This window comes from Microseira sp. BLCC-F43 (assembly GCF_041929235.1).
Taxonomy (GTDB): Bacteria; Cyanobacteriota; Cyanobacteriia; order Cyanobacteriales; family Aerosakkonemataceae; genus Microseira.
In genome coordinates this window covers 1-12228 of the sequence record NZ_JBHFNP010000316.1, presented here as the reverse complement: position 1 = coordinate 12228, position 12228 = coordinate 1, and the positions used below count along the sequence as shown (strand labels likewise).

10 protein-coding genes are annotated in these 12228 nt (G+C 46.2%); 9 read left to right on the top strand and 1 reads right to left on the bottom strand.

All coding sequences use genetic code 11. The features are described from left to right. Positions 1-335 precede the first annotated feature (335 nt). The 3 genes from ACE1CM_RS42555 (at position 336) to ACE1CM_RS42545 (ending at position 1962) form a co-directional block, all read left to right on the top strand. Entirely contained in the window at positions 336-983 is a 648-nt protein-coding gene (locus ACE1CM_RS42555) for an RNA-guided endonuclease InsQ/TnpB family protein (RefSeq protein ID WP_374885367.1), read from the top strand. A 195-nt stretch (positions 984-1178) separates the two neighbouring features. Beyond that, positions 1179-1358: a zinc ribbon domain-containing protein gene (locus ACE1CM_RS42550; protein WP_374885371.1), complete on the top strand. Its 180-nt coding sequence runs from the start codon at positions 1179-1181 to the stop codon at positions 1356-1358. A 424-nt stretch (positions 1359-1782) separates the two neighbouring features. Continuing rightward, entirely contained in the window at positions 1783-1962 is a 180-nt protein-coding gene (locus tag ACE1CM_RS42545) for a hypothetical protein (RefSeq protein ID WP_374885366.1), read from the top strand. Positions 1963-2691: 729 nt separating this feature from the next. Here the strand turns inward: ACE1CM_RS42545 and ACE1CM_RS42540 are convergent. Next, positions 2692-2883, bottom strand: a complete 192-nt coding sequence (locus ACE1CM_RS42540) for a hypothetical protein (RefSeq protein ID WP_374885364.1) — start codon at positions 2881-2883, stop codon at positions 2692-2694. A 36-nt stretch (positions 2884-2919) separates the two neighbouring features. Between ACE1CM_RS42540 and ACE1CM_RS42535 the strand changes: the two genes are divergently transcribed. From ACE1CM_RS42535 to ACE1CM_RS42510, 6 genes are all read left to right on the top strand, one after another. Continuing rightward, positions 2920-6087: a peptidase domain-containing ABC transporter gene (locus ACE1CM_RS42535; RefSeq protein ID WP_374885362.1), complete on the top strand. Its 3168-nt coding sequence runs from the start codon at positions 2920-2922 to the stop codon at positions 6085-6087. 411 nt (positions 6088-6498) lie between these two features. Beyond that, complete coding sequence (locus tag ACE1CM_RS42530) at positions 6499-8436, top strand: HlyD family efflux transporter periplasmic adaptor subunit (protein ID WP_374885360.1); 1938 nt, start codon at positions 6499-6501, stop codon at positions 8434-8436. A 74-nt stretch (positions 8437-8510) separates the two neighbouring features. After that, the gene (locus tag ACE1CM_RS42525) at positions 8511-8969 is read left to right on the top strand and encodes a HetP family heterocyst commitment protein (protein ID WP_374885359.1); all 459 of its coding nucleotides are present in this window, start codon (positions 8511-8513) and stop codon (positions 8967-8969) included. 833 nt (positions 8970-9802) lie between these two features. Further along, entirely contained in the window at positions 9803-10006 is a 204-nt protein-coding gene (locus tag ACE1CM_RS42520; protein ID WP_374885357.1) for an RRXRR domain-containing protein, read from the top strand. A 294-nt stretch (positions 10007-10300) separates the two neighbouring features. Then, positions 10301-11872 (top strand): RNA-guided endonuclease InsQ/TnpB family protein, encoded by a 1572-nt coding sequence (locus ACE1CM_RS42515; protein ID WP_374885355.1) that lies wholly within the window; start codon positions 10301-10303, stop codon positions 11870-11872. Beyond that, on the top strand, positions 11799-12101 hold the full coding sequence (locus ACE1CM_RS42510) for an RRXRR domain-containing protein (RefSeq protein ID WP_374885369.1): 303 nt from the start codon (positions 11799-11801) through the stop codon (positions 12099-12101). The genes ACE1CM_RS42515 and ACE1CM_RS42510 overlap by 74 nt, the downstream gene beginning before the upstream one ends. Positions 12102-12228: the final 127 nt, after the last annotated feature.

The window sequence follows — 12228 nt, the reverse complement described above, 5'->3', positions numbered from 1 at the left end:
GGTTGGATTCATTTAGGATTTACTCTAGACAAAAATAGCACAGCTACAAACAGGTGAGATTCGTTGACAGCTTACGTCTACAAGCTAAGACCAAAAGCATCCCAATCAAGCAGTATGGGCAGTTGGGTCAATATGCTTTGCAGCCACTATAACTGGTGCTTGAACGACAGGATAGTCCAATACAGTCAACAGTTTATCCAGGGCGATTACTGCGATATTAGGACTAGGGATCTTGCTTGTCCGTTGACGTGCTTTGTCACCAGAATTAATTCTGGTCAGCAAGAACGGTGCTTCTCTTGAACCTTGGAAGGACACCAAAGTAGACTTTGAGGGGAATGCCAAAAATCCCCGTCGCAGCGAGTCGTGACATTCAAATTACAGCGTTACCACAGCTAAAACTAGCCAGACCTTGGTATGGGGAGATTGATTCAACCGTACTGCAACAGAACGTAAAACAATTGGATGTCCCCTACAAGAACTTTTTTGAAGGTAGGGGATTCCCCAAGTGCAAAAATCCCAGTAATTTTACCTCCTTTACATACGCGACAGGTGTAAAAATTAAATGTTGCAAAGTCTACCTACCCAAGCTGGGCCCGATGGGATTCCATAACTCTAGATCTGTGCCAAACGAGTTCACAATTAAATCCGTTACTGTCCGGCAACCCCAAGATGGTTGGTATATGTCGCTCAGGATTGAGGATAAAACCGTACCCGATTATGTTGCCAAACCTTTAGCAGAAGTCAAGTCGATTATTGGCTGCGACTTGGGCATCACCAAATTGGTGCATCTCTCAGATGGCTATCAATTTGAAAATCCTAAATTTGCCACTAGCAGAAAGACCAAGCATCTTCTTAAAGTTAGGCAGCGTCGAGTTAATCGTAAAATCAGAGGCAGCAATAAACGCAAAAAACCATCCAAGAATGTTGGACGCTTGCATAAAAAGAGCGCTGAGCGAGCGTCAAGCTCGCTCAGTGGTATCTAGCCAAGTCTATCTTGTCCCGGCGAGTAGATGCCATCGCGATAGAAGATCTGAACGTCGCGGGAATGTTACAACGTTGCCAAGTGAAGAAAGATGATATAAATGGGAGGTTTTTAGGGAATGGACTATCAAAAAAGCAGCGATTAAATCGCTCTATCTCGGATGCCGCTTGGAATGAGTTAATTTTGAAGCTCGAGTATCTCGCTGCAAAGCAAGGAAAGATCGCGATTAAAGTTAACCCTAAACATTCGGTGCACCGAATGCAGAAATTGCCTTCACATCGACCGCACCAATCGCGATGGTGAAAAATTCATCTGTTCTGTTTGTGGATTTTTCGCACATACCGATATTACGGCAAGCAAAAACTATTCGAGATAGCGCATCAGAAATGGTACGTGCGGACTGGGCGAAACCTGTGGCTAAAACTACTAAACGCCCGAAACACCGTAAGCAGATGAGTTAGTGCGGTCAAGGGGTTTCCCCAAGTGGAGCAACTGGCGTATCACCAAGCCTTCAATGGCTTTGTGGTGAGCTTGGAGAACCCTAGCAATAGGGATATTAAGATTTAAAGATCTTCAGAATCTCCGCCCATCGACGGCCGGAGAGTGTCAAAGTCTGTTCTACCGCAGAAGGGGCGCTTGGACCCTTGGGTTAGGGGCAATAAGATTGCAGAGTAATCTCCTAGTAACTCAAGTTGCTAGTTACATCCAAGACCGCTGGTAATAGGTAATCGGTAATTGGTAATTGTCAAGAGTAGACTGAGGCATGAATCCCATTACCAATTACCAATTACCAATTACCAATGTCACAACTTATAACTACTCACATCTTGCACCAGTCCCAACATCCGCCAGGGAATAAATTCCCACAGCGAGTAGCGCAAGTCCTCCCAAGAGGACTAAATACTTACGATCAAAAGCTTTCAGTCCTCTTAAGAGGACTTTCGCTAAAAGCCTTTGAAATTGATTTCCGGGCGGGCTAAAACGGCAGGTGCAAGATCTGAGACTAGCAACTTGCGTTAGTAGACAATTCTTAAGACTTTCCTTGACATAACTTGACTTTTCGCCCGGGCATAGCGCCTTTTCACCATTCGCCCCTACCTCCTGAATCATATTGAAATTCCGATGCCTAAGGACATGATATGACATGGGAAAAGTAGGAAAAGTACGAAAAGTACGAAAAGTACGAAAAGTAGGAAAAGTAGGGGAAGATATCTTAAGTCATACTTTAGGGGGATGGCAAATTAGATACATTACCCTCTTGCAATTGGTTAATTTAATATTTCAAAACAATATTGTTAGGGTTGGTTTCGATGCTGTTGGTCAATTCAGCCAGGGGCTTGACCCTCCCCAAACGCCGCTTCTGCTTAAGTCCAACCCCCTTTCCAGCTGGGGAAGCCCTGTTAGGGGTTAGATTTTGCGAATTCACTGACGGGAAATTTCTAGCAGGACAAACAGGTAAGCTTCAAATACTTGCAGCGCGGGCTTTTTGAAAATACTTAAAAAATGCTTAAATTGAATTAATAACTTGTAATATAAAGCTTTGATGAATCTTCTATAAAGATTCAGTAAAAAAAATTTTTTAACCTTGTGTTAATGGTTCCCCTAACCCTTAAATAGAATCAAACCCCGGTCTGTGGATTCACTGACATGGCTAAAACTGTGCTAGATCTTTTCTAGTAAAATGAAATAGCTAATCATTCAAATGAGATTTAACTTTTGTAAAAGATGAACTTCATTTCCTGTTTACGGCAACCAGAAACTAACTTCAGCTTTGCTTTGTTGCTTTCCAGAAGCAAGTCAAATAACTTGACAATTTGATACCGACTTGATAGCACCGCGATCGCCACAAGTCGGTTAGCATTTTTGCTCTCCTTGGTTTGCTGTGAACGTTTTAACCCCAAGTACTTTACCCCTTACAGGTAGAGAGGCCGATAATAATGAATCAGACTGCCAGCTATAGGGAAAAATTTCCCAGTCGAGATAACCAAGAAGAATCCAACCTTTTGCTTGCAGTACAAAAGCTGTTCAATGCAGCTCGAGTAGATGCATCCCTCGCCTCAGAATTCGAGCAATCGTTAAAAGTTTCTAATCTTGAGCTTGGTGATGAGGCATTTAATTGTATATTGCCAGATTCTTCCCAAAATATTGTTCGCCAAGAACATAATGGCGATAATTTTTACATTGTTTGTCAGGGGCGGGTGCGACTGCTGGGTGTTGATGCTTTTGGGCAGCAGGAAGTTTCGGCGGTGGTACTAGAGGAGGGGGAGACTTTTGGTGCAGATGCACTATTGTGCCCTCGCGCTTTGCCTTACCGAGGGATCGCAGCAGGGGCGTTGCAAGTTGCTTGTCTGGAGGCGGCGCAACTCACTAGCTGGTTAGAAAGGTTACCCGCACTGCGAGAATACCTGGAAGGAGAAACTCAAAAACGGCAGCGGCAAATATTCTTTAAAACCTCAACCGACCTGCGACGCTTGCCCAGCCACCAACTGCGCGAGATTGTACCTAATATCGTAGAAATACGGATAAGAGCAGGGGAATCTCTCGCAAAAGCAACCCCTGCCAGCGGTGGTCGCTACTGGCTTGGGAGTGGGGAGTTGAGTCGAGGAAAGAAAGGAGAAGTAGTCAGCGATCTATACCCGAGTTGGGGATATCCGGAAGAAACGCCGTCGGATTGGGTAGCGAAGACAGATTTATTGGTGTATCAGCTGGGATTGGAAGATTGGCAAGCAGCTAGCGCCATCGCGCCGAAGTACTTCAACTCATCGGGGGATGCAGCCGCGAACAACGGACAGAAGTCAGCAAACCCAAGAAAAAAACCAAAGGGACAGCGGACAATTTCCCCGTCAAGCACCCCCTCTCCACAGCCAAAAGACAAAGACGCCAATCCCCAGAAACCACCAGGCAAATCGCCGAATAAAGTCGTTGCCTTTCCCAAACCAGTGCGGCGCATTCGGTGGCCTTGGCAAGGTTATCCCTTTATTTTGCAGCAAAGTTCTTCCGACTGCGGCGCAGCTTGCCTGTCGATGATCTCTCTGTACTGGGGCAAGCGATTTACCATCAGCTACCTGCGAGAACTTGTTAATGTCGGTCTTGCTGGTGCATCGCTGAAAAACTTAGCCGCTGGGGCAGAAAGCCTTGGTTTTATGGCTCGACCAGTGCGAGCTTCTATCGGCAAAATGGCCGAGCAGAAAAACCCCTGGATTGCTCACTGGCAGGGAATTCACTACGTTGTCGTTTACAAGTGTAAGGGCGATCGCATTGTGGTTGCCGACCCCGCCCAAGGCAAGAAATCGATCTCCCGCAAAGAATTTCTGCAAAACTGGAGCGGTTACGCCCTGGTACTCGACCCCACGCCCCGCTTGCAGCAAGCTGAATCCCAGAAAATCTCCCTGGGTCGATTCGTCGGCGCCCTCGCTTCTTACAAGTCCCTGATGGCGCAAATCATTCTCACCTCATTGCTGCTTCAGGTTTTTAGCGTCGTTACCCCCCTGTTTACCCAGATCATTTTCGACCAGGTAGTCGTACACAAAAGCTTACCCACCCTGAATATCTTCATTCTGGGACTGCTTTTGTTTAACTTTTGGAACATGGGGTTGGGCGCTACCCGCCAATACCTGCTGGCCTTTTTTTCTAACCGATTGAATCTCACCCTGATCGGTGGTTTTATCAACCATACCCTGATGTTACCCCTGAAGTTTTTTGAATCGCGCCGCGTGGGGGATATCCTCACCCGCGTTCAAGAAAACAACAAGATCCAGCAGTTTCTCATCGGTCAAGTCGTCTTGGCTTGGTTAGATATGCTCATGGGGCTGATTTATTTGGGTCTGATGCTCTATTACAACTTGCAGCTGACCCTGCTGGTGCTGGCCTTGATTCCTCCGATCGTGATTTTGACCCTGGTGGCTACCCCCATACTGCGACAGGTGTCCCGCGAAATCTTTAACGAATCAGCAGAGCAAAATTCCCTGCTGGTGGAAATGCTCACCGGGGTTTCCACCGTCAAAGCCGTAGCCGCCGAACGCGAAGTCCGCTGGCGTTGGGAAGACCGCTTTACCAGCACCCTGAATCTGGGGTTTAAGGGTCAGAATTTGGGGATTGGGTTACAAGTAATCAGTGGGTCGATTAATACCTTAGGCGGCACGGCGTTGCTGTGGTACGGAGCCACGTTGGTAATTCAAGACCAGCTAACCATCGGTCAGTTTATGGCTTTTAACATGATGATTGGTCGCGTCATCAGCCCATTTCTCGCCTTGGTAGGCATGTGGAACCAACTGCAAGAAGTGCTGATTTCGGTGGAACGCCTCAACGATGTGTTTGAGGCAGAACCCGAACAAATTCCTGGAAAACCAATGCTGATCTTGCCCCGCCTGCGGGGAGAAGTGCGGTTCGACAACGTTTCCTTCCGCTACAGTCCCGACCAAGAGCGCAATACACTTCAGAACATTTCTTTTGAGGCGCACCCCGGACAAACCATCGCTATTGTCGGTCGCAGCGGTTCCGGTAAGAGTACGTTGGTCAAACTGTTGCAGGGTCTTTATTATGCCGACACTGGTCGCGTGCTGATCGACGGACACGATCTGCGCCTCGTTTCTCCCCAGTCTTACCGCTCTCAATTAGGGGTGGTACCCCAGGAGTCGTTCCTATTTTCCGGCACCATCCTGGAAAACATCGCCCTCTATCGACCGGATTTCACCCTGGAGCAAGTCACGGAAGTGGCGAAACTGGCAGAAGCACATACGTTTATTCAGGATTTGCCTTTGGGTTACAACACCAAAGTCGGCGAGCGGGGGGCGAGCCTTTCTGGCGGACAGCGCCAGCGGGTGTCGATCGCTCGCGCTCTGTTGGGCGCACCCCCCATTCTGGTGTTGGACGAAGCTACCAGTTCTCTCGATACCGAATCAGAACGGCGATTTCAGAACAATCTGGAGCGTTTGTCCCGCGATCGCACCACGTTTATCATTGCCCACCGTCTCAGTACTGTACGCAATGCCGACTCGATCCTGGTGCTAGACCGAGGCATTTTAGTCGAGCAGGGCAATCACGAACAACTGATGGCGCTGCAAGGTCTGTATTTCCATTTAGCCCAGCAGCAGCTCAATCTTTAATCAACCCTGGTAAAGGTTGCTCCTCAACCTCCTGGAGCATACCTTACCAACTCAATTCCCACTCATCTTTAATCCCGCTCAACTAAATTCCGTATTTTTACGCAAGTTACTTCGGGTCTAACTTCATAAAAACTTTAAAAAAGTGGTGAAAAAGCTAAATCTTGAGCATTATTATGAAGTTATTGCCAAGATTAACCAGGAATTAACCAAAAACCTGCCAAGTTGGCAAGCAATCCCCAATCAGTTCGGTAAAAATACGGAAAGAAGTTGGAGGAAAAACAAAATGCAAAAAACTGCATCAGTAAAGTTGCTGAGTTCAACCAGGAAAGTACTGCGAAGTATCCCATCTAAAAGCAACCAAGAGCAGTCATTGCGATCAAAATTAGGCTTTTTTAATTCTGGGGCACTGCCATGCAACAACCAATCGAACCGAATTCTGGATCTACACCTGAACGCCCCCTCAATCGGAACAGGCATGAGAATTCGGGCGCCACTGCTAAAGAAAATTCCATCGTCAACGAGTCATCTTTCTCCTCTGTTTATGGGGGTACAAATGCTGCAATAGACTACTCCCCCACCAGCAACCGGCAAGGCAAAATAGTACCGATAACCGACGGCAAAGCAACAGAAACTATTAACCCATCCATCAACAATGACTGGTCAACCTCGTTACAGAGTTTGCTAGACCAGCCACCGGCAACTTTGCCCTTGCGAATGCTAATGGGCGGCATGGCGTTCTGTGGAGCGTTTGGTGTCTGGGCAACTGTGGGAAAAATTGAAGAAGTAGGTCACGCTCGCGGTCAGCTGGTGCCCGAAGGGGAGCCTTATAAAATCAATCCCGTCGTGTCGGGGAAGATTGCCCGCATAGCAGTCAAGGAAGGCGAGACGGTCAAAGCAGGTCAGGTATTGCTAGAGTTAGACAATCAAATTGCTACAAACGAAATCGAGCGACTGGAGAAAGAGCGGGGTTCCTACCAAACTCAATTCTTCCAAACACAAGCTTTGATCGAACAAACCCGCTTAGAAGCACAAACCAACGCCGCGATCGCACTTGCTAAGGAAAACGCAATGGAAGCGATCGTCCAGCAGGCAAATGCCAGGGTTCAGGGGGTGCAAAAAACGATCGCACAAGCCCAGGAAAGGGTTGGCACGACGAAGGAACTGCTGTTGCAAATGCAGGCAGAAGCCGACGCCTATAAAGCTCGACGCGAACGGCTACAACCCCTGGCAGCCAGATCCCAAGAACTGCTCGCCCGACTGCAAGCCGATGCCGATGCCTCGAAACGGCGACAGGAACAGCTACAACCGCTGCCCCGCATGACTCAAGAACTGATCGAGAAACTACAGGTCGATGTTGAGGCAGCGAAGGCGCGCATAGAACGGCTCAGACCCCTAGTTGAAGAAGGCGCTTTACCCAGGGAACGGTTAGCCGACTTGGAGCAAGTTTTGCGCGATCGCCAGCGGGCGATTACCGAAGCCAAATTAGCCGAAGAGAGCCGCACTAAGGAACAATTATTCCAAGCCGAGCAAGCTTTGCGCGATCGCCAGCGGGCAATTGTGCAAACCCAACTGCAAGACGATAGCAACATTAAGGAACAATTGTTTCAAGCCGAGCAAGCTTTGCGCGATCGCACTCGTATGATTACCCAAACTGAAGGCGAACTCAAACAAGCCACCAAGGAATTAGAACGACTCCAAGCCGAATTAAAACAAGCCCAGGCAGAATTAAGCCGCCTCCAAGCCGAGAACAAGCAAAATCAAGCCGAAGCACAAGCAATTCAAGTACAGAATCGGCAAAAAATTCAGCAGTTGGAAGTGCAAAAAACCCAGGTGCAAGCCCAAGCTGACCAAACTGAAAAACTGCTCAAAAGAGCTAAAACCGAGTTAAAACAGCTTGTATTCACTGCCCCTGTCGATGGTGTTGTCCTGTCGCTCAACATCCGCAACCCAGGGGAAGTAGTTCAACCAGGACAAATAGTTGCCGAATTGGCTCCCCAAAACGCACCCCTGGTTCTGATGGCTAAACTGCCCAACCAAGAAGCAGGCTTCATCAAAACCGGACAAGAGGTGAAGGTCAAATTAGATTCTTATCCGTTTCAAGAATATGGGATTGTGTCGGGTAAGGTGTTCTCCATCTCACCTGATAGCAAACCCGATCAGCAACTCGGTGCAGTTTACCTGCTGCAAATTGCCCTGGATCGTCATAACGTTACTACTGCGGATGCTCAAAAGATTCCGTTTAAACCGGGCCAAACAGCCACCGCAGATATTATCATCCGCCGTCGCCGCATTGTAGATATCCTGTTAGACCCGATTAAGCAAATGCAAAAAGGCGGCCTCAATTTATAAATTCCCTATGCGGCTACAGTCAGTAACATCTCGCCAAATAAAAATTGCAAGTGATATCAAGGAGCGCGATTCCCATGACTATTAGTCACCAAATGCCCTCTTACAATACAAAACTTGACAAAGCGATGAGCCAAGAACAATTGAATCAAATTGTGGAAGCGATCCTGGCAGGTAAGTATTCTTGGGCTTGCGTTTTAATACTGCGTTTTGCTGGCTACAACCCTCTCCACTATATCCCCTATCGCACCTACAACCGCTTGCTTAAAGACAACTGCCAAGTTGGTAGAGGTAGCACCAATAAAGCTGATAGCATAAACAACGATCAAAAAGTGCCAAGTCTGTCTAAGAATCCCTCTTCACAAGGGTGCTTAAGCCAAATTAATGACCTGGCTTATTTGGAAGTAATGGGCAAGCAACAAGCCCATGTACGGGGGGGCGATTGTCCTTTCTGGTCCGAATGGACACCAGAAGATAGTTCCCCCGAAAAGCAGTGGTTAACAATCGCTCAAGAGTTTTATAATGGCAAATGGTGAATTATAGCACCTTCGGTTAATAACGCAAGTTGCTAGTTATAAGTTGTGACATTGGTAATTGGTAATTGGTAATTGGATTCATGACTCAGTCTACTCTTGACAATTATCCATTACCCTCGTTCCCCAGGCGGTCCCCTGGGAACGCCATTACCAGCGCCAAGAGATCTAACTAACGCAAGTTGCTAGTTATAAACTTTGGCGTTGCTAATTGCTAATTGCTAATTGCTAATATAGGATTTTTACCAATCTCGCCATTAGCCATTAGCCATTAGCCGCTGTGAGAGAGATAACTAGCAACTTGAGTTAACTAGCAACTTGAGTTATTAGTAGCGCCGAAGGCAAAGCAACCCGGTTTCTCGCAAAAATCCTGGGTTTGGCAGCGAGAGAGCCCCGAAGAAACCGGGTTTCTGGCCTCCTTTGAGCGTAATATTATGTCCTTAGGTATCAGTTGTGTATAGTTGATTGTGCGAAAAAGCGTTTTTTCTCCCCTTTGCTCCCCCAGCTCCCCTTTGCTCCCCCAGCTCTCCAAACGCAACCGATGCAACCGGACACGATATAAGTCCTGAGTTCGTTCCCGGTACTACCTCCAGTCGTGGGAGTGCTATCCACCAATCACCGGACAGAACTGGACAACCACTACCTAATGGTGAAGAGATAGCCAGCCTCAGCTACAGCTACGTTTTCAGGGTCATGACACCTGCAGGTGCTTTCGGTGCCTGTGGCTCTGTCGTCAATCGTTAAACATCTGTATTTGGTTAAGGAAGTGCGATTGATATAACAAGCCTTGAAAACATTGGCGAGGAAAACTTTACCCGAGCAATCGGAGGACAATTATGTCTAACTTTGTTTTCGTTTTAGACACCAACAAGCAACCCTGTAACCCTGTAACTCCGGGTCTGGCCAGACGGCTGTTAACTCGGGGGGTAGCAGCAGTTTACAGGCGTTATCCGTTCACGATTATCCTCAAGTATGCCTGTGACCAACCGCTTACCAAACCGCACGAAATTAAGATCGATCCAGGCTCAAAAACCACCTAAAAGAATACGGGAGTGCAGGAGCCTCGTCAATTTATTGCGAGGAGGAAGCACGACACGAGCGAATTTATTCGCCGTCTTGAAGTCGCGCCCATTGCTCAATTATTTCAGTAATACTAATTCCTCTGCTTTCAGATGTGTATGTTAACTTTTGCCATACTTTACTGTAAAAAGCACAGTATATTATTTATTTTTGGATATATAAATAAATAATTTCTTACTCGTTTCTGACCTTTACCTGTTGAGATTTACTAGAAATGAATTCTCAACTAAAAATAGTTTAACAAATATTAGGAGGTGAGGCAATTGCAGTTGCGGTGGAATTTTAAGCTCAAACCAAATCCGACTCAAATACAACAGATGTCTCAATGGTTAATAACTTTGAGAAAACACCGCAATTATGCGCTGCGGGAAAGAGAAGCTGGTTACAAGACCAATAATCAAGATGCTGAAATTCCTGTTAGTTATGCAGGTGGTTCATTTTGTGACTTGCAATCATGGGTTGAATATGGTGCCTGTTGTCCGTTGACCTGTCCTGTTATTAAACATGGTGTGATTCCAATTGACTTAGTAATGGCACTTAAGGCAACAAAAAAGGATCGGGCGATCAAATGGGATAGCGCGTCTGGGATTCAAATGAAGCGTACTACGCAACTCAGGCACGAAAAAGATAATTTTGCAGCTATCAACTCAGATGTTTTGCAACGTAATATTGCCAGACTTGATACTGCTTTTACTAATTTCTGGTTACATGGTAGAGGATTTCCCAAGTATCTAGGATTTTTAGATGCTTTTGAGTATAAGCCTGTCCAGGTAAAGATTAAAAGGTTCAGTCTCAATTATGGGATTGTATATTTACCTGGAATTGGTGATGTAAAGTTTCATAACAGCCGCAATTTATCATTAATTCAGTCAATCAAAACTGTTACTGTTAAGCGTCAAGGTGGTGACTGGTATATTTCAATGTTGGTTGAGTTAGCCTTTGAGTTACCAGTCAAACAAGAATTGAGTAAATGTCAGTCAGTAGTTGGCATTGATGTTGGCATAAATAAGCTGATAGCTTTATCTGATGGTTCATTTGTAGAAAACATTAAGCCAGGGACACGAGAGCGAATAGTTAGAAGACTAGCAATTAGACAGCGTTCTATAAGTCGTAAGGCAAATGGTTCTAAAAATCAACTTGACGGCTACCAGAGATTAGCTAAAACTCAGCATAAGATAGCTCAATTGCGAACGGGTTATTTATGGCAAGCAGCCGTCAAAGTTGTGAATACTGCTGATGCCATATTGCTCCGCAACGCTAACGCGAACGGGCATGAGGATTTAAACATTACCAACATGGTCAAACGTGCTAAGCCAAAACATGACGGGAAAGGAGGTTATTTAAGAAACGGAGCATCTAGAAAAACTGGATTAAACAAAGTTATTTTAGATGCTAGTTGGGGGACTTTGTTTAAGATGATTGGAAGGCTTGCTGCTAAATCTGGTAAACCAGTCATTGCAGTTAATCCTAAGCATTCAAGTCAAGAATGTCCAAATTGTGGACATATCGACCAGAAAAACCGTGATGGCGAAAAATTTCTGTGTACTAAATGTATCTACACAGAACACGCTGATAGTAAGGCTTCTAGATTAATCGCCCAGCGCGTTGGGTTACTATTCCCAACTAAAACAAAAAAGCTACCTGCGGACTGCGGGAAAGTTATGCCTGTGAAGATATCGTTGCCGTCTGGCAAGGAGTCCAGGAACCATGCCTATGAGCAATTGAATATTCAGTTAAGCTTGTTTGATTTAACTGAGTATACAGTTACTGACAACCGGATATCCAGAAAATCTGGCAGAAAATCTGGAGAATCCCCGTCTCTTTAGAGCGGGGAGTGTCAAAGGATTAGCCCTGCTGCAAGGTGACAAAGTTATCTGGGCAGCCGAGTTAGTTCATCGGGTAAATCAAATCACTTGTGACTTAGCATCCCGATCGGTAATCCGCCGCCACCGCAGGAATCGCAAGACTAGATACCGTCAACCTAGATTTCTCAATCGTACTCGCACTCCCGGATGGTTGCCACCGAGTTTGGCCTCAAGGGGTAAAAACAGTTAGAAAAAATCTACCTATTTCTCCCTAAATCTCCCTAAAGACTGAGCATAATGTGAAGAATTGAGAAGATTTTGACCAGATCAAACTCTTCTCAAATTAAGATCGCACTCACAACAGGTACTTCCATCGC